This window comes from Bifidobacterium asteroides, from assembly GCF_048001765.1.
Taxonomy (GTDB): Bacteria; Actinomycetota; Actinomycetes; order Actinomycetales; family Bifidobacteriaceae; genus Bombiscardovia; species Bombiscardovia asteroides_K.
Map to the genome: position 1 here is coordinate 897,560 of NZ_CP181447.1, position 21,661 is coordinate 919,220.

The window sequence follows — 21,661 nt, forward strand, 5'->3', positions numbered from 1 at the left end:
GTCAATCAGCGAATGGCGGACTCGCTGAATGGCGGAATCATTAAATGACTGGAACGTTGAATGACCGGCTTTATGAATGACCGATACTGTACATCGATAAATTGCCGACAAGGCATGCTTGGCAAAGGTCTTCCAGTGGGTTGAGGGCATGGACTATGCTTTCAGGCGTGTGTTTTCCGGGCCGGTCGGCCCGGTGTCGTGATGGAAGACAAACTACAAAAGAGGTTGAGCGCAGGTGACCACGGAGCCTAAGACGCAGCTGCTTTCAGAGCCCGCCCAGGGTGTGCCGTCGGTCATTGACGATATGGCCGGGTACAGCCGGGCCTGTCGGATGCTGTCCCAGGGCAGCGGTGCACTGGCCGCGGATGCTGAACGGGCCTCGGGCTTCCGCTATGGCCACGACGACTACCTGGTCCAGTTCAAACGCCGGGGGGCGGGGATATTCCTGCTGGATCCGCCCGCTCTGATGCAGGCCGGCTGTGACTGGTCGGAATTCAATAAGGCTGTTGATGGGGCCCAATGGATCATTCATGACTCCCCTCAGGATCTGCCTGGCTTCTATGCATTGGGCATGAGGCCATCATCGCTCTTCGACACTGAGTTGGCGGCCAGGATGCTCAATTTAGGTCATTACGGCTTGTCTGCAGTGACAGCACATTACCTGGGGCTGACGCTGGCCAAGGAGCACTCTGCTGCGGACTGGTCCTATCGTCCACTGCCGCGTGATTGGCGCAATTACGCCGCCTTGGACGTGGAGCTGCTGGATCAGGTGCGAGTGCGCGAGCTGGAGGATCTGCGCCGTCACGGCAAGGATGAATGGGCCAGGCAGGAATTCGCCTGGCTGCTGGAGCGGTGCAAAATCCCCAAGCCGGAGCCTGAGCAGCCCTGGCGGCATATCTCGCATATCAACGCCCTGCACAATGACCGTCGAGGCCAGGCTGTGGCCCGTTCCCTGTGGACCACCCGAGACCAGCTGGCCCGCCGCTACGACATAGCTCCGACGCTGCTCCTGCCCGACAAGGCCATCATCGAGGCCGGCAGGCTCAAGCCCCACAACAACGCCCAATTCCGGGCCATCAGATCCCTGAACGAGAGGGTCAGGATCCACACCGGCGGCGAGCAGGACCGCATGTTCGAACGCTATGCGCCCATACAGCGCCGGGTCAGGCCCTCGGTCTGGAAACAGGCCATTCTGGAGGCACTGAGTCTGCCTACCGAAGAGCTACCGGTGCCTCCCAAGCCGCGAGGGGAGGAGACCAACGCCCCCAAGTCCATGCAGGCCTGGAGACGCCGCCATCCGGACCGGTTCGCCAGGCTGGAGGCAGCGCGCAAGGCAGTGACTGAAGTGGGACACCGGACCAACACCCCCGACGAGATTCTGATTAAGCCCCGCTACTTGCGCAACCTCTGCTGGACAGACGAACCGGAGAAACGGGATGTGGCCGACTTCCTGCGTCAGGAGGGGGCCCGTCCCTGGCAGGTTTCGCTCCTGTCAGAGTCCCTGACTCGCGCTATTATGTAACGGTTGCCTTACTGGCAGATCAAACGGTTTGGATGAATTGGAGCGCAGCGTGAAAATCAGCGTCAGAAACCTCGAGCCCACCAAGGTCAGGCTCACCATCACCGTCGATCCCGATGAGCTGAACCCCTACCTGGATCAGGCCCGTAAGGAGATCGGCAAGCAGGTGACCATCCCCGGCTTCCGCAAGGGCCATGTGCCCGGACCCATCATCGATCAGCGCGTGGGCTTTGCCAGCGTGGCGGGCGAGGCCGTCAACGCCGGCGTGCCCGAGCTCTACTCCAAGGCCCTGGAGGAGAAGCAGCTGCACGCCATGGCCCAGCCGCAGATCGACGTCAAGGACATTCCTTCCTCGGCCAAGGACGACACCAAGCTCAAGTTCACCGCCGAGGTGGAGATTCGTCCCAAGTTCGAGCTGCCCGATATTGAGGGCATGGAGATTGAGGTCCCCAAGCCCGCCGTCACTGATGAGGACGTGGACAAGCGTCTGGACAACTTGCGTCAGCGCTTCGGCACCCTGGTCAGTGTGGATCGTCCCGCTTCCAAGGGCGACTACGCCAACATCGATCTGGATGCCGTCATCGACGGTGAGTCCGTGGACTCCCAGCAGGGGGTCAGCTACGAGCTGGGCTCCAACACCATGCTGGACGGCCTGGATGAGGCCCTGGACGGGCTGTCCGCCGGGGAAGAGACCACCTTCGAGGGCACCCTGGAGGCCGGTGAGCACCAGGGCGAGAAGGCCCAGATCAAGGTCAAGGTCAACTCGGTCAAGGCCGAGGAGCTGCCCGACCTGGACGACGAGTTCGCCAAGGAGGCCTCGGAGTTCGAGACCCTGGAGGAGCTGCGCGAGGACGTGCGCAAGCAGTGCCAGGTGGATGCCGAGGGTCGGCAGGCCACTGATGCCCGCGATGCCTTCATCGCCAAGCTCCAGGACGGCCTGGACATCCCGGTGCCCAAGGGCATCAAGCAGTCCATGGTTACCGATCAGCTTAAGAACACCGGCAAGGATCCGGACAAGGCCAGCAAGGACGAGAAGGCCGAGGCCGAGGAGAGCGTGGAGAAGGAACTGCGCGACCAGATGACCCTGGACGCTCTGGCTGAGAAGCTGGGCATCACGGTCAGCCAGGCCGACGTGACCAACTTCCTGGCCTCCATCGCCCAGCAGTACGGCATGGATCCCAGCGCCTTCATCAACGGCATCGTCCGCAACGGCCAGCTGGGTTCGGCTGTGCAGGAGGTCGGCCGCTCCAAGGGCATGCTGGCCGGCATGCGGGCCGTCACCTTCAAGGATCCCGATGGCCAGGTGGTGGACCTGAGCCGCTTCCTGGGCGAGGATGAGCCTGAGGCCCAGGAGGAGCAGGACGAGAGTGTCCAGGCTGCCTCCGCCGCGGCTGAAGTGGCAGACCAGCTCTCCCAGGATCAGGAGTAGCTTTCAAAGCAGCGAACAGGGCCGTACCCAGTGGCGAAACAGCCTGGGTGCGGCCCTGTCGTAGCGGTTGCGCAAAGAGCGGAAAGACCGAGACCGCGTCGATTGCGGGGGCTACTCTCAATACAGATACGTTTATCGAAGGAGACAGGGTGAACAACTCATTGGCAACCAGTCCCGTGATGGAGGAGGGGGAGGCCCCTACGCCGACCGATCCCATCTTCAACCGACTGCTCAAGGACAGGATCATCTGGCTGGGGGACGAGGTCAAGGACGCCAACGCCAACGTCATCTGCGCACAGATGCTGATGCTGGCAGCCGAGGATCCCAAGAAGGATATCTGGCTCTACATCAACTCACCTGGCGGATCCATTACGGCCGGCATGGCCATCTACGACACCATGCAGCTGATTGAGCCGGACGTGGCCACGGTCGCGGTCGGCATGGCGGCATCCATGGGCCAGTTCCTGCTTTCCAGCGGGGCCAAGGGCAAGCGCTTTGTCACCTCCCATGCAAGGGTGCTCATGCATCAGCCCTCTGGCGGCGTCGGTGGCACAGCCACTGATGTCAGGATCAACGCCGAGCTGATCATGGACATGAAGCGCACGCTCTCCCAGCTGACGGCCGAGCAGACCGGCCACACCCTGGAGGAGATCTACCGGGACAACGAATACGATCACTGGTTCACGGCCCAGCAGGCCCTGGAGTACGGCTTTGTCGACCGGATCGTGACCACCCACGGCACTATGACCGCGGATCAAGGGAAGTGAGCACTCCACATGGCATCTGAAGAAGCGCAATTCGTAGCACGGGCCCGTCGACTGGCCGGCCCCCGCGGCCTGGCCTCCATGCCCACCGACCGCTATGTGCTGCCGCAGTTCGAGGAGCGGACCCCTTACGGCTACAAGCGTCAGGACCCCTACACCAGGCTCTTCGACGACAGGATCATCTTCATGGGCGTCCAGGTGGATGACACCTCCTCGGACGACATCATGGCCCAGCTGCTGGTTCTGGAGAGCCAGGACCCCAACCGCGACGTGATCATCTACATCAACTCGCCGGGGGGCTCCATGACAGCCATGACCGCTATCTATGACACCATGCAGTACATCAAGCCCGATGTGCAGACCGTCTGCCTGGGCCAGGCTGCCTCGGCTGCCGCCGTTCTTCTGGCGGCCGGCACCAAGGGCAAGCGCCTGATTCTGCCCAACGCCCGTGTGCTCATCCACCAGCCGGCCATGGAGCAGGACTTCGGCAAGGCCACTGAGATCGAGATTCAGGCCAAGGAGATGCTGCGCATGCGCACCTGGCTGGAGGAGACTCTGGCCAAGCACACAGGCCAGGATGTGGAGAAGATCCGCAAGGACATCGAGGTGGACACCATTCTGACCGCCCAACAGGCCAAGGATTACGGGATGGTGGACGAGGTCCTGGAGCACCGCAATTAGCTCCGGTGACTGCACGCATGATTGATCGTCCGGATGGCGGCGGGTCCCTTGGACTCACGGCCTCCGGACGTTTTTGGCATCATGGTTGATGCCAGTTAAAAGGTTTGATTTCGGCGATCCTCGGGGATTCTCCGGGAAGGGAGAGCCATGGGCCGTGTGGTCAGCTACAATGACGGACTGAATCGCTGCGAGTTCTGCGGCAAGGACGAGCACCAGGTGCGCCGCCTGGTCAAAGGGCCTTCCTGCGCCATCTGCGACGAATGCATACGTCTATGCGCCCAGATCATCCAGGAGGACATGGCCAAGGATGCCGCCGACCAGAGGGTGACCCTGCCTGCGCCCTCGAAGATATTCGCCTATCTGAACCGGTATGTCATCGGCCAGGAGGCTGCCAAGCGCACCCTGTCGGTTGCTGTCTACAACCACTACAAGCGCGTCAATATGGACCTGGGCGACCGTGGCCGTGTTGCTGACACCGCGTTTGATCGAAAGGACGCGGCACCACGCGTCCAGGTGGACAAGTCCAACATCCTGCTCATGGGCCCCACCGGCGTGGGCAAGACCTACCTGGCGCAAACCTTGGCCACCATCATGAACGTCCCCTTCGTCATTGTGGATGCCACCAGCCTGACCGAGGCGGGGTATGTGGGCGAGGACGTGGAATCCGTCCTGCAGGGACTGCTTCAGGCTGCAGACGGCAACATGGACCTGGCCCAGCGGGGGATTATCTACATCGACGAGATCGACAAGATCGCCAGGAAGTCTGGCGAGAACACTTCCATTACCCGGGACGTGTCCGGCGAGGGGGTCCAGCAGGCCCTGCTCAAGATCATCGAGGGCACCCAGGCCCGCGTGCCGGTACAGGGTTCGCGGCGGCATGGGGATGTCCGTACGGTCGTCATGGACACAGCCAACATCCTCTTCATCTGCGGCGGCGCCTTCGTCGGCCTTGAGGAGATCGTCCGCCGACGGCTGGGTCTGCGAGAGAGCGGATTCTCGGCTACCCAGGGGACTGACAGGGTGCCCGACGACCGGGTCATGAGTCAGGTCAGGGCTGAGGACCTGGAACAGTTTGGCTTGCTTCCCGAGTTTGTGGGGCGATTGCCGGTAATCTCCACACTTGAGCCGCTGGGCGCCGATGAGCTTCGGCGGGTGCTGACCGAACCGGACAATGCCCTGGTCGACCAGTACCGGCGCATGTTCCTGGATGACGGGGCCGATCTGGTCTTCACCGATGCCGCCTTGGATCGGGTTGCCGCCATCGCCCTGGAGCGCAAGGTGGGCGCCCGAGGGTTGCGGGGGATTATTGAGCATACCCTTGAGGCAACCATGTTCGAACTGCCTGATAGGACGGATGTCTCCCGTGTTGTGGTGGATGCCGATGCTGTGGACGGGACGGGATCACCCCGCTATGAGACCGGGCAGGGCATGGCTGCAGCTGCTGGTCGTCGTTTGGCCTGACCCCGCCACGATGAGCTCTGCTGTTGGCCGGGCCCGATAGGATGTTCATTGTTGCCGGAAGGGAGGCCCCATGGGTGCTCGTAGCGCTGTCGTGGTCACGCACAGCCGGGTCCGGGCAAGCGGCCACCTGGTGGATGAGGTCGAGGAGCAGCTGCGCCGGGACGGATTTCGCGTCTCGATTGTCGACAATATTGCCGCCCCGGAATTCGGCAGCCCCAGCCAGAAGGTAGCCGACGACACCGAGATCGTCATCGTTCTGGGCGGCGACGGGACCATTCTGCGGGCTGCAGAGCTGGTCAAGGGCACCGAGGTACCCATCCTGGGGGTCAACCTGGGTCACGTGGGATTCCTGGCGGAGTTCGAGAGCTTCCAGATAGGGGAGGCCATTCGCCGGGTGGCCGATCATGACTACTCCATCGACGAGCGCATGGTGGCCCATGTGGACCTGTGGATACCCGGAGCCGATCGACCACTGAGCGACTGGGCCCTTAATGACATGACCCTGGAACGATATGATCGGGGCAAGATGATCGAGGTATCGGTCAGAGTGGACGATGTGGAGATGAGCTCCTTCGGCTGCGACGGCATGATTGTGGCTACCCCGACCGGATCGACAGCCTATGCCTTTTCGGTGGGCGGGCCCATCGTCTGGCCTGATGCGCAGTCGTTGCAGATGGTGCCCATAGCTGCCCACGCCCTTTTCGCCCGATCCCTGATCATCGGCCCAAAGTCGCAGTTCACCCTGGATATCCTGGGTGATTCCCAGTCGGCCGGCTGGATTTGTAATGACGGGCGCCGCCAACGGCCTGTGCCCAAGCGGTCCCGCATTGTGGTGCGGCAGTCCCACGACATCCTGAGGCTTGCCAGGCTGTCCGGGGTGCCCTTTACCAGACGGCTGGTTTCCAAGTTCGACCTGCCGGTGGTCGGCTGGAGGGAGCAGCATCGCCCCTCGGCGGCTGCGAATGGACAGGACCAGGGGGAGTCGCAGGAGTCGAACAAGGAGCACTGATGCTGGAAGAGCTGGAAGCACGAGACCTGGGTCCCATCCATCATGCCCTGTTACGGCCTGCCGCTGGCATGACGGCCATCACCGGGGAGACCGGGGCTGGCAAGTCCATGCTGCTCAACGCCATCAGACTGATCTCGGGGTCCACTGCCCGACCGCAACTGGTGTCGCCTGGGGCAAGCGAGTCCTGGGTGCAGGGGATTTTCGATGCCGGAGCAGCAGGAGTCGAGAATCCAGTGACCGCTGCCATAACCGAGGCTGGCCTGCCCTTGGAGGATGAGGGGCAGATCTTCCTGGCCCGAACCATGCCGGTCAAGGGTCGTTCCCGTGCCGCTCTGAACGGCAGGACGGCACCTCGTGGTCTGCTGGAGGAGGTGGCTGGGATGCTGGTCACTGTTCATGGCCAGGCGGATCAGATGCGTATGGCCAGTCCGGCCCGGCAGCGCGAATTTTTGGATGCCTATGCCGGTGACGGCCCGCAGCTGGAGGCTTTTTCCAAGGCCTTCAGGCAGTACCGACAGGCCCAGGACCATCTGGAGGAGCTGCGCAACCAACAGTCCGGCGCTATGGCCCAGGCTGATTATCTTCGTGAATCCATCGCCCGGATCGATCGCGTTGACCCCCATCCCGGTGAAGATCGTGAACTCAAAACCCAGCGGAATCGGATCGAGCATGCCGCCCAGATCAGTCAGGGAGTCATGTCCGCGCTGTCTGCCTTGGACTCCGGCCAGATCGACCCGGATGCGGACACACCTTCGGCTACGGCCCTGGTGGAACGAGCTATTGCCGCCCTGGAGGGCATCGGTGTGGAGGGGATCTTTCAGGAGTCGGCCCAGCGGTTGCGGTCGCTGAATGCTGATCTGTCTGACTTGGTCTTCACCCTGAGCAGCCAGTTGGATGACGAAGGCCAGGAGGGAGATCTGGACAAGATCAACGCCCGCATCCACGATCTGGATGAACTGACCCGACGCTGGGGACCGGACATCGACGATGTTCTGGCCTGGCGCAAGAAGGCTGCATTTGAACTTGAGGACATGGATGCCTCACCCGAGAAACTGGAGGAGCTCCAAGGTCAGGTTGAGCAGCTTCGCGGAAGCGCCTTGAAGGCGGCACGGAATCTGTCTGCGTCACGGGCCAAGGCTGCACGAAGGCTGAGTGATCTTGTCGATGGCGAATTGCACTCCCTGGCCATGGCGGGTGCCGGGCTTGAGATTCGCGTCAGGCCGCGTCAGGACCAGGACATGGACGGGCATGGTCTGGACCAGATCGACTTCCTCTTCAGACCGTATCCAGGTTCGGATCTTCTGCCCATGGGCAAGAGCGCCTCGGGCGGCGAACTCAGCCGGCTCATGCTGGCTCTGGAGCTGGTGGCCGCGGAAGCCCGGACATCATCGGGGTCTGACGGAGCTGATGCTGGGCATACTGGACTAGATTCCCAGGTTGGCGACCCGACGATGACCTTCATCTTTGACGAGGTGGATGCTGGTGTAGGCGGACGGGCTGCTGTAGAGCTTGGTCGTCGTCTGGCCCGGCTGGCCGTCACCGCCCAGGTGATTGTGGTCACCCACCTGCCGCAGGTGGCTTCCTGGGCCAATCGGCAGTTCGTCGTGGCCAAAGGGCGCGAAGGCGGCGATGTCGTAGAGACTCTGGTCCGCCAGGTAGAAGGCGAGGACAGGGAGCGGGAGATCGCACGGATGCTGGCCGGCAGCGAGTCTGCAACCTCCCTGAAGCACGCCCGAGAGCTTCTGGCTTCAAGCAGACTCCAGACCAGCTAAGTCTGGTTGTCGTCTGCTCTTTGCTGTACCTAAGTCCGACAATTCAGCGAATTTGACAAGCTTTTGTGGCCGTGCAATGCATGCTCGACATCCGTCATTCCGTTGCTTTTCATTCTGAGACTTTGACTGCAGGCAATCGGCTGTCAATGAGCCTGTGGCAATGGACGTGCCGGATTTTCGTTGATGACACCGTACCCGCCCTGGATATGAGCAATGCGGCGATGATCTGTTTCAAATGGATTTTCTCCGAAGTCGTAATCGGCCGGGATTTCAGCACTGCAGCACCGTTTCTGTCGATTCTTGAATCGCGCAGACAGAAGATCAATGGCGGATTGTCTTCATGGCGAAACTGTTATAGTGTATACATGAACACCGGTACAGCTCAGCCAGGGTCGTGCCGACAATCAATGAAAGGGGCTTGGATGAAGCTGATCATCTCATCCCTGTCCGGACAGCCGATTTACCGGCAGATCGAGGACCAGATACGTTCGGCCATCCTGACCGGAGACCTGAAAGCGGGGGAGGGACTGCCTTCTCTGCGACATCTCTCGCAGGAGCTCAGGGTGTCCGTGCTGACCGTGACCCGCGCTTATACCGAACTCGCCCAAGAGGGCTTGGTGGAGAACATCCAAGGCAAGGGGACCTTCGTGGCCGACAGCGGCGACAAGGTCATGCGGCAGCATTTGGAGGACCGCGTGCAGTCCCTGCTGGGGGAGGCGGTCGATACGGCTCGTCGGGCCGGCATGGAGCCGGACCGGATTCGCGGCCTGCTCGACGGCCTGCTCGGCAACAGGGGTTCTGCACCCGTGTCCGAAGAAGGAAAGGAATAGGAGTATGCGTGCATCACCGCCGATGACAACTTCCGGTGAAGAGGTCGACTATGCCCTGCGCGTCAGTGACCTGGGGAAAAGCTACGTCAAGGCTGACGGCACGGGTTTCCGTTTGCAGCAGGTCACCATGGACCTGCCCATGGGCTACATCATGGGATTGATAGGCCCCAACGGTGCAGGCAAATCCACCCTGATCCGGCTCTTGCTGAACATGACCCGCCGAGACAGCGGAGAAATCAGCATTCTGGGCCGTGATCCCTTGAGCCAGGAGGAGGAGGTCAAAGCGGATCTGGGTGTGGTCTTCGATTCCATCTATTTCCTTGAGGCATGGAAGGTCAAGGCCATCGAGCCAGTGATGGCACCCATGTATCCCTCTTGGAACAGTGAACGCTATCAGGACTATCTGCGTCGGTTCGGGCTGCAGGAAAACCGCAAAATCGGCAAGCTCTCCCGTGGCATGCAGATGAAACTGATGCTGGCTGTCGCCCTCAGCCACGACGCAAGGCTCCTGATTCTGGATGAGCCCACCAGTGGTCTGGATGTCCTGGCCAGGGACGAGCTCATGGATATTCTGCTGAACTACATCGGCGACGGTCGTCATTCCGTGTTGTTCTCCACGCACATCACTGCGGATCTTGAACGGGTGGCTGATTTCGTTACCTACATCAATCGAGGGTCTGTCTTCTACACCGGCCCCAAGGACGAGTTGATGGAGGCTTTCCAGATAGTGAGAGGAGGGCCGGACGATCTGGCCAGAGCGCAAATGCCGCATCTGATGGGCTTGCAGCGTTCCGCCACCGGTTTCGAGGCTTTGGTCCCCACTGAACACTTGAAGGATTTTCTGGCATCGGCTTCTCCTGCCGCCGTGGAGCCTTCGGATGGTCGTTACCTGGTGGAGCGGGCCGACTTCGACAACATCATCAGACTGACCGCGGGCTCACCTGCCGCGACTGACAGGTGTAAGGAGATGGAGTCATGAAGGCGATAGCCAAGCAAATCAGGTTGGACATGCAACGTTTCTCAGGAACAGGGAGACCTTGGGTTGGTGTGCTGATTTACATGTCTGTGCCCTGCATCGGAATCCTGCTGAACCTAGTCATGGTCCTGACAGGCAATGATGGGGAAGATGCAAGGACTGCCTTGACGGGAGCAGTGGCCGGCATGGGAATCGGACTGATTGTAGGCCAAGTATTCGGCTTGTTCGCCGATTTCAACAATACGGCAATTCGGTTGAACGGTCTGCTGCCCGTAACACGTGATCACCAGGTATTCGGACGCTATGCTGCTGTAATTCTGCTGGTCCTGGTTCAGTCTTGCGGCTATGCAATATTCTTCTTCTACGCTACTGATTCATTTTTGCATGGTCGGGACCATTGGCGTGACACTGTCTTGTTTGCTCTGGGGTTGTTCCTGTTGGAATCTTTGCTCTTTGCAGTAGCTACGCCCTTGTTTTATTGGCTGGAACCAGTTAAGGCAATGATAGTCTTCCTGGCGCTTCTTGGTTTGGTACCAATTATGGCCCTTATCGGCAGTTTGTTGCCCTTTGACTGGGGGACCTTCTGGAATTCAATCTTGCGATTTTTGACATCCGATCTGTGGCGGCCAGTGCTCCTCGGTTTGGCCTTGATTCTGGCGGTTGATATGGTTTCGATAGTCTTATCTCGCAAGGTCTATGTCAGGAAGGAGATCTGAGTCGATTCGCTCAGGCTTCAGGACTGCATGACCGCGTGGCGGACGTAGTCGGACATGTCCCCTGGATCGATGCAGTCCTGGAAGCGCACAGGTGCGTTTTCCAGGGCGCGCAGAGCCTTGGGGGGCCTGGTGTTGGTGGCCTCGGCCAGGATGTCCATACAGCCGAAATCGCTGTCCGGGGTCTCCAGGCCCAGGGATTGGCAGACCACCCGGGGGAACTTGTAAGGACTGGCCGTGGAAAGCAGCACACGGGGCACAGCGGAATCCCTGTCGGTCTGCCCGGTCATGACCTGGTAACCGCAGGCCGTATGCGGATCGATCAGGTATCTCCGGTCCTCCCAGCAGTTGCCGATGGCCGATGCCACCTGGTCCTCATCAGCCCAGCCGCAGGAGAAGAGTCCGCGGATTCTGGTCATAACGGCTTCGGGCACCTGGTATCGTCCCGTGGACTCCAAATCGCTCATAAGCGAGGCAATCAGTTTGGTGTCGCCGTCGGCCATGTAGTAGAGCATCCGCTCCAGGTTGGAGGAGATCAGGATGTCCATGCTGGGGGAAGTGGTGGTGTAGAAGGGACGGTTGCGGTCATAGATGCCTGTGGTCAGGAAGTCGTTGAGGACCCGGTTACGGTCCGAGGCCACGGTCAGGCGGGCCACTGGAAGCCCCATCATCTTAGCGTAGTATCCGGCCAGCACATCGCCGAAGTTGCCGGTGGGCACGCAGAACTCGACCGGATCCCCAGGTCTGATTACTCCCCGTTCCATCAGGAACCCATAGGCCCGGAAGTAGTAGACGACCTGCGGGGCCAGGCGGCCGACATTGATGGAGTTGGCCGATGAGAGCACGGTCGAGGCCTTCTCGCTCAGTTTGCGAGCCAGGTCAGTGTCGGCGAAGATGGATTTGACAGCGGACTGGGCATCGTCGAAATTGCCCCGAACCGCACAGACCTGGAGATTGCCGCCCTCCTGGGTGACCATCTGCAGGCGCTGGATCTGGCTGACCTTGCCCTGCGGGTAGAAGACGGTGATGCCCGTGCCCGGCGCGTCTGCGAATCCGGCCAGCGCAGCCTTGCCCGTGTCCCCGGAGGTGGCTGTGAGCACCATGATCCGTTCGCCATCGTCACCGGCCAGGGCCATCAGTCTCGGCAGAAGCTGCAGGGCCACGTCCTTGAAGGCCGAGGTGGGCCCGCGGAAGAGCTCCAGTACGAAGTCGTTGCCGCCCAGGTCCACCAGAGGGGTGATTGCCGGATCGGACCACTGTTCTCCGTATGCTGCATCCAGGCAGGAGTCCAGTTGAGCGGAGGAGTAATCACTCAGCAGTTCCGAAAGAACCAGCTTGGCTGTGCCCCTGTAGTCCAGACCGGCGACCGAGGCGGGGTCAATGGCTAGAGCATCCAGCTCATCGCTGACGTAGAGTCCGCCGTCAGGAGCCAGGCCTCGTCTGATGGCCTGCTTGGACTGCAGCTGCCCCTTGCCGCCTCGGGTGCTGTGGTATGTGCTCATGGTTGCCTGCCCCTCCGCCATGTCGCCGAACTGATCATTACCAGGGCATTCTACCCCGTGCTTGGGTCCGAACCATGGTCCTGCTCGGTTGGCGGAGCAAACCATCTATGGACGCGAGGGCCTGCCAGGGGTCGGCATGGCGTACAGTATTGCCCACCAGCCCCTGTATCCGAGGCTGTACGTTAAAGACAAAGGAGCGACCCATGGTCGAAGAGAACCCGGTACAGCAATCCTACGATGTCCTGAACTCTTCGATCTCGCAGGTGGATCCGGAGATCGCTGCACTGCTGGATGGAGAGTTGGAGCGTCAGCGCGGCGGTCTGGAGATGATCGCCTCTGAGAACTTCGTGCCCAAGGCCGTCTTGCAGGCCCAGGGATCCGTGCTGACCAACAAGTATGCCGAGGGCTATCCTGGCAGACGCTACTACGGCGGATGCGAGTGGGTGGACCAGGTCGAGAACCTGGCCCGGGACCGCGCCAAGGCCCTCTTCGGCGCCGAGTACGCCAACGTCCAGCCTCATTCGGGCGCCCAGGCCAACGCCGCCGTTTACCAGGCCCTGATCAAGCCCGGCGACACCGTGCTGGGACTGGCCCTGGACCATGGCGGCCACCTGACTCACGGAATGAAGATCAACTTCTCCGGACGCTTTTATCATGCCGAATCCTACGGGGTCGATCCGGACACCTTCCGCATCGAGCCCGAGATTATCCGTCAACGGGCCCTGGAGACCCATCCGGCCCTGATCATCGGCGGGTGGAGCGCCTATCCGCGCATTGAGGACTTTGCAGCCATGAAGGAGATCGCCGACGAGGTGGGGGCCAAGTTCTGGGTGGATATGGCCCACTTCGCGGGTATGGTGGCAGCCGGTCTGCATCCCAGCCCGGTGCCCTATGCCGATGTGGTCTCCTCCACGGCCCACAAGACTCTGGGCGGACCCAGGTCCGGATTCATCCTGGCCCGTCAGGAGTATGCCAAGAAGCTCAACTCCTCGGTCTTCCCCGGCAACCAGGGCGGGCCGCTCATGCATGTGATCGCCGCCAAGGCCGTGGCCTTCAAGCTGGCCGGCACGCCTGAATTCAAGGAACGCATGGAGCGCACCTTGGAGGGCGCAAAGATTCTGGCCGAGCGTCTGATGGCCAAGGATGTGGCCGACAACGGCATCACCGTGCTCACTGGAGGGACGGACGTCCACCTGGTCATGGTGGATCTGCGCAACAGCGAGATGGACGGTCGCCAGGGGGAGGACCTGCTGGCCAAGATCGGCATCACTGTCAACCGCAATACGGTGCCCTTCGATCCGCGCCCGGCCTCTGTGGCCTCCGGTCTGCGCATCGGGACCTCCGCCCTGGCTACTCGCGGATTCGGCCCGGCCCAGTACGAGGAGGTTGCCGACGTGATCGGCACTGCGCTGGCCCTGGGCCCCCAGGCGGATCTGGATGCCCTCAAGGCCCGGGTGGACCGGCTGGTTGAGGCCTTCCCGCTCTATCCTGACCTGGACCAGACCCACTGATTGGCCTTTGGAGGAGGGAGAGCAGCAATGCCCTCCCTCCTCCTGTCGTCATTGCCCCTGCTGAGGGTTACAATCGGTACAGAAATGGGTCTGGCGGACCCGTGAGGGCGAAAGGATCTGACGAACATGAGTGAAAGCGATAACTCCGGTCGCCAGGATGTGTTCGATCGGGTCTGTGCCATGGCCGATGCGGCAGCCGCTGCACAGGCAGGTCTGGCGGGCATGACCGGTCAGGCCAGGAACGCTCTCTTGCTGGCACTGGCCGATGCACTGATCGACCAGGCCGATCAGATTGCCGCAGTCAATGAGCAGGACTGCACCCAGGCTTTTGAAGAAGGAATGAGCGCCGGTCTGATCGACCGTCTGCGCTTGGACAAGGTTCGTGTCGCTGATGCCGCCCGGGCCGTGCGCATGGTGGCTGGGCTGACCGATCCCCTGGGCGAGGTGGTTCGCGGCCATGACATGCCCAACGGCATGCGGCTCAATCAGGTGCGGGTTCCTCTGGGTGTGGTGGCCATGATTTACGAGGCCCGCCCCAATGTCACCATCGATGTGGTGGCCCTCTGCCTCAAGTCCGGCAATGCGGCCCTCCTGCGAGGAGGCCATGCGGCCGATCGCACCAATCGGGCCCTGGTGGAACTGATAGGTGGGGTTCTTCGTGAGCAGGGGCTGGATTCGGCTCTGGTGGCTTCCGTGGACCGATACGGTCGCGAAGGGGCCCAGGCTCTGATGAAGGCACGCGGTCATATCGATCTGCTGGTGCCCAGGGGTGGCCGCGGGTTGATTCGCAGCGTAATTGAGCAGGCCACCGTGCCCACCATCGAGACCGGGGCTGGCAATGTCCATATTTACGTGGACCGCTCGGTGGACATGGATCAGGCCATTCCCATCATCGTCAACGCCAAGACCCAGCGGGTGGGCGTCTGCAACGCCGCCGAAAAGCTGATCATCCACCGGGATGTGGCCGCTGAATTCCTGCCCCGTGTGGCCCAAGCGCTGACAAGGGCCCAGGTCGAGCTGCACCTGGACACGGTCTCCATGGACATCCTTGCCGGACATGGTCTGCCTGAAGACCTGCTGGTCCGTGCAGAAGAGGCTGACTGGGATCGCGAATATCTGGATTTGAAGATGGGGGTCCGCGTGGTGGACTCCCTGGATCAGGCCATTGAGCACATCAACCGTCACTCCACTGGTCATACAGAGGCCATCCTGGCCCGGGACTACGAGGCTGTGGAGGAGTTCTCCCGCCGGGTGGATTCAGCTGTGATCATGGTCAATGCCTCGACGCGATTCACCGATGGCGGCATGTTCGGCATGGGTGCCGAGCTGGGCATCTCCACCCAGAAGCTGCATGCCCGAGGGCCTATGGGTCTGCAGGAGCTGACCACCACCAAATGGATCGGCTACGGCAGGGGGCAGGTGCGGCCGTGAACGAGAAGATCGAAGAGCTCTTCCAACGCGAACACGACAATCCGCGTATCTGGTTGAGGGTGGCTTCAGAGCGGTTGAGTCTGTTGCGGTACGTCTTTCTGGTCCAAATCGAGGACGGCATCCCGGATGCTGACCAGCGCTCCTGCCTGGAGTACGCCGATGCAGTCCTGATTGGTTGGCCTGACGAACATGCCGATGATGTGCGTGACTTGGATCAGGACCAACTCAACCAGGTCAGGCACGACATCACCGTCATGGAGGAGCGGGTGCCGGTCTTCCGTAAGCAGGAGCAGGAGGGGCGCATCGCCGACCTGTCCGACTCATTGGTAGCCATCACCGGCTGCGTGGCCCAGGTCCGTCGGGCCTATCAGCCGGGCTTCCCTCTGCCCACCTATTCCGAGATCCGCCGTGTGGTCCAGGAGGAGTGGAATGCCGACATGGAGCGGATCGATCCTGACCGGGTCAACCCCAGCGCCGAGCAGATGCGCCAGGAGGCCGAGTCTGAGAACGAGGAGAACGCCTCGGAAGCCAGACGGGAGGGCGAGCAGGCGTGAACCGGATGATGTCTGAACTGTCCAAGGAGGGGGAATCGGGGCAGGAGCCATCAGATATTGACGGGGCCTGTGGACCGGCCCACCCTAACCGTCCACCCCGGGTGGGAATCATGGGCGGCACCTTCGATCCCATCCATAATGGCCACTTGGTGGCTGCCTCGGAGGTGGCCTGGGTCTACAACCTTGATGAGGTCATCTTTGTGCCCACCGGCCGCCCGGCCTTCAAGCTGAATAAGACGGTGACCAATGCCGAGGACCGCTATCTGATGACCGTGATCGCCACGGCCTCCAACCCCAAGTTCACGGTCTCCCGAGTGGACATTGAGCGTCCTGGCATCACCTACACGGTGGACACCCTGCGCGACATCAAGCGGATGCGTCCCGACAGCGACCTCTTCTTCATCACCGGGGCGGACGCCGTGGCCGAGATCATGCGTTGGAAGGATGCCAACAGAATGTGGGACCTGGCCAAGTTCGTGGCCGTCTCCCGACCCGGCTACTCCTCCAGTCTCGACAACCTTCAGGTGCCTGCCCACTGCGTTGATACCCTGGAGATTCCGGCCCTGTCCATCTCGTCCACGGACGTGCGGCGTCGTTCGGCCCGGGGAATGCCGGTCTGGTACCTGGTCCCGGACGGGGTGGTGCAGTACATCAACAAGCACGGGCTCTACCGCTCGGCTTCCTGAGCTTCGCGTACCGTCGTACTCGCCAACACGGACTGCCCTGCTGTGTCAGCGCGCGCCATTATTATGGAGGCTGTCCGCTTCAGCGAAAACAACGTTTGGAGATATGGTGAGCGCGATACTCAAAGGCAGACCAGGAAAAAATCTCATACTTGTCACAGGCCGGACCCATCCCAGACTCGCGGCGGACGTGGCCGATCAACTCGGCATTGACGTCCTGGAGACGACAGCATACGACTTTGCCAACGGCGAGATGTATGTGCGTTATACGGAGTCGGTGCGTGGTGCGGATGTCTTCGTTTTGCAGACCCACTCCGACCCGGTCAACAAGTCCATCATGGAACAGCTGATCATGATCGACGCCCTCAAGAGGGCCTCGGCGCGGTCCATCACCGCAGTCTGCCCGCTCCTGGGCTACTCCCGTCAGGACAAGAAACACCTGGGCCGCGAGCCCATCTCCTGCCGACTCATGTTCGACCTGCTCAAGGCGGCCGGTGCGGACCGAATCATGTCGGTCGACCTGCACGCTGCCCAGTCCCAGGGCTTCTTCGACGGGCCTGTGGACCACCTGATCGCCATGCCTGTGCTGGTGGACTATGTGCGTGACCGGATGGATCTGTCCAAGGTGGCCGTGGTCTCTCCCGATGCGGGCCGCATCCGGGTGGCGGAGCAGTGGGCCCAGCGCCTGGGAGGCGTGCCCCTGGCCTTCATCCACAAGACCCGTGACATCACCCAGCCCAACAAGGCTGTGGCACATCGTGTGGTGGGCGACGTGCGCGGCCTGGATTGCGTGCTGGTGGACGACCTGATCGACACCGGCGGCACCATCGCCGAGGCCTGCAACGTCCTGGATGAGGCTGGCGCCAACTCCATCACCATTGTGGCCACCCACGGTGTCATGTCCGGACCCGCCGTGGAGCGGCTTAAGTCCTGCAAGGCCAAGGAGGTCATTCTGACCGACACGGTCCCCATTCCCCAAGAGAAGCGTTGGGACGGGCTGACCGTCCTGTCCATCGCCCCCCTGCTTGCCTCGGCCATCAAGGCGGTCTTCGAGGACGGCTCGGTGGCCCGGCTCTTCGACACCTATCCTGCCCATCATGGCCAGGGCTTCCTCTTTGCTTAAAGCCTTGCCTGCCCGCCATGGCGTGGCGTAATCGTCCGGCTGTGGCATAATGAACCTGGCGGGGCCCCAGGGTTCCGCCTTTCCCCCATGGTGTAAAGGCAGCACACGGGTCTTTGGAACCCTTAGTCTTGGTTCGAATCCAGGTGGGGGAGCTTACGCTCGCCGATTCCGGTCGGAGACGGCCTCCTAGGGGTCGGTGACCAACCGAAAGGAACTGTCTTGGCAGTCAAGAAGATCGAAACCTGGCTCACCGACATGGACGGCGTGCTGGTGCACGAGAACACGGCCCTGCCCGGCGCTGCCGAATTCATCGACACCCTCAAGCGCAACAACCGCCAGTATCTGGTGCTGACCAACAATCCCATCTACACCCCTCGTGACCTTTCGGCCCGCCTCGGTCGTTCGGGCATCGACGTGCCCGAGGATCGGATTTGGACCTCGGCCCTGGCCACTGCCGACTTCGTGTCCCGGACCATGCCGCGGGGATCGGCCTACGTGATCGGCGAAGCCGGGCTGACCACGGCCCTGCACGAGGCCGGATTCATTCTTTCCGACATCAACCCGGACTATGTGATCCTGGGCGAGACCCGAACCTACTCCTTTGAGTCCATCACGACAGCCATCCGCTTGATTCTGGGCGGCGCCCGCTTCATCTGCACTAATCCGGACGCCACCGGCCCCAGCGAGAACGGCGTCCTACCGGCAGCCGGCGCGGTGGCGGCCCTGGTGACCAAGGCCACCAATCGGGAGCCTTACTTTGTTGGCAAGCCCAATCCCATCATGTTCCGCACAGCCCTGAATAGGGTAGGCGGCCACTCCGAGACCACGGCCATGATCGGCGACCGGATGGATACCGATGTGGTGGCCGGAGTCGAGGCCGGCCTGAACACCTTCCTGGTGCTGACCGGTATCACCACACGATCCGAGGTGGAAACCTTCCCCTACCGCCCAGACCAGGTGGTGGACTCCATTCAGGATCTGATCGACATCGCCGAGAGCGGGGTGGTGGAGTTTTGAGCGGCGGGCAGACGCTGACCGCTGGCATCATTCTGGCCGCAGGCGAGGGCACTCGTATGCGCTCGGCCCATCCCAAGGTTCTGCACACCCTGGCCGGCAAGACCTTCCTGCAGAGGGTCATGACTTCGGTAACTGCACTCAATCCCGAGCTCACGGCTGTGGTGGTTCATCATCAGGCCGACCTGGTGGCGCAGGCTGCACGCTCCTATGATTCCCAGGTGCGCATCGTGCGTCAGGACAGCCGACCGGGAACGGGGCGTGCGGTCCAGTGCGCCGTGGACCAGCTGGATGGGGAGCTTCGGCACGACGGCCAGGTGCTGATCGTCGCCTCGGACATGCCCCTGCTGGACGCGGACACGCTGCGTAGCCTGCTCGACTACCATGTCAGCTCCGGCGACGGAGCTACGGTGTTGACCGTCAATCTGGACGACCCCACCGGATACGGCCGCATCATCCGTGACCAGGATGGACGGGTCCTGCGCATCGTCGAACAGCGGGACGCCACCGGCACCGAGCTGGCCGTCAAGGAGGTCAACACCTCCGTTTACGTCTTCGAGGCAGACCTGCTCCGACAGGCGGTCCGCGGTCTGGATGACAGCAACGCCCAGGGCGAGTTCTATCTGACCGATGCCCTGGAGACTGCCCGCCGCCTGGGCAGGGTCGGGGCCTTCGCTGCCCCTGATCCGCTCAAGGTCGAAGGTGTCAACGACAGGATCCAGCTGGCCGATCTGGCCAAGGCCCATAACCTGCGGGTCTGTCGAGAGTTCATGCGTCAGGGGGTGACCATCCTGGACCCGTCCACCACCTGGATCGAGGACGATGTGGTCATCCAGCAGGATGCCGTCATTCTGCCTGGATGCTTCCTGCAGGGTCATACCGAGATCGCCTCGGACGCGGTCATCGGCCCCTATACCACCCTGATCGATGCTATCGTCGAGCCGCAGGCCAAGGTGGAACGTTCCCGCGTGCAGGAAACCAGGATCGGAGCCCGGGCCAACATCGGTCCATGGACCTATCTGAGGGCTGGCAACGTCCTTGCCGAGGACACCAAGGCCGGGGCCTTCGTGGAGATGAAGAAGGCCACCATCGACCACGGGACCAAGGTGCCTCATCTTTCCTATGTTGGGGATGCCCACATAGGCCACGACAGCAACGTGGGAGGCGGGTCCATCACAGCCAACTATGACGGCGTGCACAAGAACCGCACCGAGATCGGATCGGAAGTACACGTGGGCGCAGGGAACCTCTTCGTAGCTCCCGTCCAGGTGGGCGACGGAGTTACAACCGGAGCCGGATCGGTCATCCGCCATCCAGTCGAGGATGGGGCCATGGTCTATTCCACCAACGACCAGCACCAGGTTCCGGATTGGAAACCCGCCTGGGAGCGGTAACCTGACAGCATCTGCTTGACAACAAGGAAAGGCGTGACAAGTGCCAGCATTGCAGGAATCCATCGACGCGGTCCGGGTGGCCGCTCGGGCCGCCAATGATGTCAAGGCCATGGACATAGTGGCTTTCGACGTCTCACAGCCCATCGCCATCACCGACATCTTCATGGTGGCCACCGGCAGCAATGAACGTCAGGTCCTGGCCATCGCCGAGGAGGTGGAGAAGCAGCTCCACCTGCAGAAGAATCTGGACCCGCGCTCGAGGGAGGGTGTCCAGGAGGCCCAGTGGGTTCTGCTCGACTACGGTGATTTCGTCGTTCATATCATGCACAAGCAGGCCCGTGCCTACTACGACCTGGAACGGCTTTGGAAGGACTGCCCGCAGGTGGACCTGCAGCTGGAGCACCCCTTTACCCTTGCCGATGATGACCCGGATGGCCGGGTGCCCTCCAAGGCGGATGACCTGAATGGGGATGATCTGCGCAGCCGTTTCGCTGACCCTCAGGAAAGCCATGACTGATTCGGATACCGCCGCTGAAAATGGCCAGCATGTGCGCTCCTTGACCGTGGTCCGTCATGGGCAGACCTCATACAATGCCGGACACAGGATGCAGGGCCAGGTCGACATTCCCCTCAACAGCGTAGGCCGCTGGCAGGTGGAGAGGACCGCCGAGGAACTTCGGGCTGAGTATGTGGATGGCGCCCCTCAAGACCGTCATCTGCTGGTGGTCTCCTCTGACCTGGGTCGGGCTGCCGCCACCGCCCACGCCTTCGCCGACCCCCTGGGCCAGACGGTCCATCTTGATCCCGGGCTGCGTGAACGCGGCTTCGGCGAGTGGGAGGGAGCCAGCGCCGAGGAGGTCCGTCAACGCTGGCCCGAGGATTACGAATCCTGGTCCCGGGGCGCCGGGGGAGAGCTGCTCCACGGTGCCGAGACCAAGCCTCAGGTGGGCAAACGAGGCCTGGAAACCCTGAACCGATGGATCCATCGGGCTGGTCCGGACACGGATCTCATGGTCTTCTCCCATGGGTCCTTTATTGCTGAGGCCCTTCAGGCCTTGCTGGGCATGGCTGCTGCATATCCCGAATACCTGGGTCTGGTCACCATGCGGAACGCCCACTGGGCGCGACTGATGCCAAGAGACCTGCCGGACGGCAGCCTGCGCTGGTCCATGATCGACTACAATCGCGGTCCGGCCATCGCCATGCGTGGGGACTGGGACAATCCCCGGGGGCTGGTCCAGACCGACTGAGGCTCATGGGCGGTCGGCATACCATCACAGTATCGCCATGACTAC

20 protein-coding genes and 1 tRNA gene are annotated in these 21,661 nt (G+C 61.8%); 20 read left to right on the forward strand and 1 reads right to left on the reverse strand.

All coding sequences use genetic code 11. The annotated features are described in order from the left end of the window. Window positions 1-235: 235 nt before the first annotated feature. The 10 genes from ACNAOV_RS03375 (at window position 236) to ACNAOV_RS03420 (ending at window position 11,157) form a co-directional block, all read left to right on the forward strand. On the forward strand, window positions 236-1,522 hold the full coding sequence (locus ACNAOV_RS03375) for an HRDC domain-containing protein (RefSeq protein WP_416517960.1): 1,287 nt from the start codon (window positions 236-238) through the stop codon (window positions 1,520-1,522). 49 nt (window positions 1,523-1,571) lie between these two features. Next, complete coding sequence (gene tig, locus ACNAOV_RS03380) at window positions 1,572-2,948, forward strand: trigger factor (protein ID WP_416517961.1); 1,377 nt, start codon at window positions 1,572-1,574, stop codon at window positions 2,946-2,948. A gap of 179 nt (window positions 2,949-3,127) precedes the next feature. Then, window positions 3,128-3,715 carry an ATP-dependent Clp protease proteolytic subunit gene (locus ACNAOV_RS03385; protein WP_029678947.1) on the forward strand — a complete coding sequence of 196 codons (588 nt, stop codon included), beginning with the start codon at window positions 3,128-3,130 and terminating at the stop codon, window positions 3,713-3,715. 9 nt (window positions 3,716-3,724) lie between these two features. Beyond that, on the forward strand, window positions 3,725-4,393 hold the full coding sequence (locus ACNAOV_RS03390) for an ATP-dependent Clp protease proteolytic subunit (RefSeq protein WP_110412721.1): 669 nt from the start codon (window positions 3,725-3,727) through the stop codon (window positions 4,391-4,393). 147 nt (window positions 4,394-4,540) lie between these two features. Continuing rightward, a complete protein-coding gene (gene clpX, locus ACNAOV_RS03395; protein ID WP_416517962.1) occupies window positions 4,541-5,854 on the forward strand; it encodes an ATP-dependent Clp protease ATP-binding subunit ClpX in 1,314 nt (437 codons plus the stop codon). Window positions 5,855-5,924: 70 nt separating this feature from the next. Continuing rightward, the gene (locus ACNAOV_RS03400) at window positions 5,925-6,863 is read left to right on the forward strand and encodes an NAD kinase (protein WP_416517963.1); all 939 of its coding nucleotides are present in this window, start codon (window positions 5,925-5,927) and stop codon (window positions 6,861-6,863) included. After that, entirely contained in the window at window positions 6,863-8,635 is a 1,773-nt protein-coding gene (gene recN, locus ACNAOV_RS03405; protein WP_416517964.1) for a DNA repair protein RecN, read from the forward strand. Before ACNAOV_RS03400 ends, recN begins: the two co-directional genes overlap by 1 nt. 422 nt (window positions 8,636-9,057) lie before the next feature. Continuing rightward, window positions 9,058-9,465 (forward strand): GntR family transcriptional regulator, encoded by a 408-nt coding sequence (locus ACNAOV_RS03410; RefSeq protein WP_416517965.1) that lies wholly within the window; start codon window positions 9,058-9,060, stop codon window positions 9,463-9,465. A gap of 22 nt (window positions 9,466-9,487) precedes the next feature. Further along, the gene (locus tag ACNAOV_RS03415) at window positions 9,488-10,444 is read left to right on the forward strand and encodes an ABC transporter ATP-binding protein (RefSeq protein WP_416518140.1); all 957 of its coding nucleotides are present in this window, start codon (window positions 9,488-9,490) and stop codon (window positions 10,442-10,444) included. Beyond that, window positions 10,441-11,157 carry an ABC-2 transporter permease gene (locus ACNAOV_RS03420; protein WP_416517966.1) on the forward strand — a complete coding sequence of 239 codons (717 nt, stop codon included), beginning with the start codon at window positions 10,441-10,443 and terminating at the stop codon, window positions 11,155-11,157. The genes ACNAOV_RS03415 and ACNAOV_RS03420 overlap by 4 nt, the downstream gene beginning before the upstream one ends. A gap of 17 nt (window positions 11,158-11,174) precedes the next feature. Here the strand turns inward: ACNAOV_RS03420 and thrC are convergent, their stop codons facing one another. Next, window positions 11,175-12,656, reverse strand: a complete 1,482-nt coding sequence (gene thrC, locus ACNAOV_RS03425; RefSeq protein WP_416517967.1) for a threonine synthase — start codon at window positions 12,654-12,656, stop codon at window positions 11,175-11,177. A gap of 203 nt (window positions 12,657-12,859) precedes the next feature. Between thrC and glyA the strand changes: the two genes are divergently transcribed. The 10 genes from glyA to ACNAOV_RS03475 all read left to right on the forward strand — a co-directional run bounded on the left by glyA (window position 12,860) and on the right by ACNAOV_RS03475 (window position 21,616). Further along, entirely contained in the window at window positions 12,860-14,167 is a 1,308-nt protein-coding gene (gene glyA / locus ACNAOV_RS03430; protein ID WP_416517968.1) for a serine hydroxymethyltransferase, read from the forward strand. 117 nt (window positions 14,168-14,284) lie between these two features. After that, window positions 14,285-15,598, forward strand: a complete 1,314-nt coding sequence (locus ACNAOV_RS03435) for a glutamate-5-semialdehyde dehydrogenase (protein WP_416518141.1) — start codon at window positions 14,285-14,287, stop codon at window positions 15,596-15,598. Then, complete coding sequence (locus ACNAOV_RS03440) at window positions 15,595-16,152, forward strand: phosphoribosylglycinamide synthetase (protein ID WP_324612097.1); 558 nt, start codon at window positions 15,595-15,597, stop codon at window positions 16,150-16,152. The genes ACNAOV_RS03435 and ACNAOV_RS03440 overlap by 4 nt, the downstream gene beginning before the upstream one ends. A gap of 5 nt (window positions 16,153-16,157) precedes the next feature. Beyond that, window positions 16,158-16,838 (forward strand): nicotinate-nucleotide adenylyltransferase, encoded by a 681-nt coding sequence (gene nadD, locus ACNAOV_RS03445; protein ID WP_416517969.1) that lies wholly within the window; start codon window positions 16,158-16,160, stop codon window positions 16,836-16,838. A gap of 103 nt (window positions 16,839-16,941) precedes the next feature. Continuing rightward, window positions 16,942-17,958 carry a ribose-phosphate diphosphokinase gene (locus ACNAOV_RS03450; protein ID WP_029678934.1) on the forward strand — a complete coding sequence of 339 codons (1,017 nt, stop codon included), beginning with the start codon at window positions 16,942-16,944 and terminating at the stop codon, window positions 17,956-17,958. An 81-nt stretch (window positions 17,959-18,039) separates the two neighbouring features. Continuing rightward, window positions 18,040-18,110 (forward strand) — tRNA-Gln (locus tag ACNAOV_RS03455). 67 nt (window positions 18,111-18,177) lie between these two features. Further along, window positions 18,178-18,975 carry an HAD-IIA family hydrolase gene (locus ACNAOV_RS03460; RefSeq protein ID WP_015021717.1) on the forward strand — a complete coding sequence of 266 codons (798 nt, stop codon included), beginning with the start codon at window positions 18,178-18,180 and terminating at the stop codon, window positions 18,973-18,975. Window positions 18,976-18,989: 14 nt separating this feature from the next. Next, entirely contained in the window at window positions 18,990-20,366 is a 1,377-nt protein-coding gene (glmU, locus tag ACNAOV_RS03465; protein WP_416518142.1) for a bifunctional UDP-N-acetylglucosamine diphosphorylase/glucosamine-1-phosphate N-acetyltransferase GlmU, read from the forward strand. A gap of 40 nt (window positions 20,367-20,406) precedes the next feature. Continuing rightward, window positions 20,407-20,883 (forward strand): ribosome silencing factor, encoded by a 477-nt coding sequence (rsfS, locus tag ACNAOV_RS03470; RefSeq protein WP_324612098.1) that lies wholly within the window; start codon window positions 20,407-20,409, stop codon window positions 20,881-20,883. Continuing rightward, window positions 20,876-21,616, forward strand: coding sequence for a histidine phosphatase family protein (locus tag ACNAOV_RS03475; RefSeq protein WP_416517970.1), 741 nt, complete (start codon window positions 20,876-20,878; stop codon window positions 21,614-21,616). The genes rsfS and ACNAOV_RS03475 overlap by 8 nt, the downstream gene beginning before the upstream one ends. Window positions 21,617-21,661 lie beyond the last annotated feature (45 nt).

Coding starts and splice junctions, on each gene's coding strand:
- ACNAOV_RS03385 (WP_029678947.1), top strand. CDS start 3,128: ATGGAGGAGGGGGAGGCCCCTACGCCGACCGATCCCATCTTCAACCGA.
- ACNAOV_RS03390 (WP_110412721.1), top strand. CDS start 3,725: ATGGCATCTGAAGAAGCGCAATTCGTAGCACGGGCCCGTCGACTGGCC.
- clpX (WP_416517962.1), top strand. CDS start 4,541: ATGGGCCGTGTGGTCAGCTACAATGACGGACTGAATCGCTGCGAGTTC.
- ACNAOV_RS03400 (WP_416517963.1), top strand. CDS start 5,925: ATGGGTGCTCGTAGCGCTGTCGTGGTCACGCACAGCCGGGTCCGGGCA.
- recN (WP_416517964.1), top strand. CDS start 6,863: ATGCTGGAAGAGCTGGAAGCACGAGACCTGGGTCCCATCCATCATGCC.
- ACNAOV_RS03410 (WP_416517965.1), top strand. CDS start 9,058: ATGAAGCTGATCATCTCATCCCTGTCCGGACAGCCGATTTACCGGCAG.
- ACNAOV_RS03415 (WP_416518140.1), top strand. CDS start 9,488: ATGACAACTTCCGGTGAAGAGGTCGACTATGCCCTGCGCGTCAGTGAC.
- ACNAOV_RS03420 (WP_416517966.1), top strand. CDS start 10,441: ATGAAGGCGATAGCCAAGCAAATCAGGTTGGACATGCAACGTTTCTCA.
- thrC (WP_416517967.1), bottom strand. CDS start 12,656: ATGAGCACATACCACAGCACCCGAGGCGGCAAGGGGCAGCTGCAGTCC.
- glyA (WP_416517968.1), top strand. CDS start 12,860: ATGGTCGAAGAGAACCCGGTACAGCAATCCTACGATGTCCTGAACTCT.
- nadD (WP_416517969.1), top strand. CDS start 16,158: ATGATGTCTGAACTGTCCAAGGAGGGGGAATCGGGGCAGGAGCCATCA.
- ACNAOV_RS03450 (WP_029678934.1), top strand. CDS start 16,942: ATGGTGAGCGCGATACTCAAAGGCAGACCAGGAAAAAATCTCATACTT.
- ACNAOV_RS03475 (WP_416517970.1), top strand. CDS start 20,876: ATGACTGATTCGGATACCGCCGCTGAAAATGGCCAGCATGTGCGCTCC.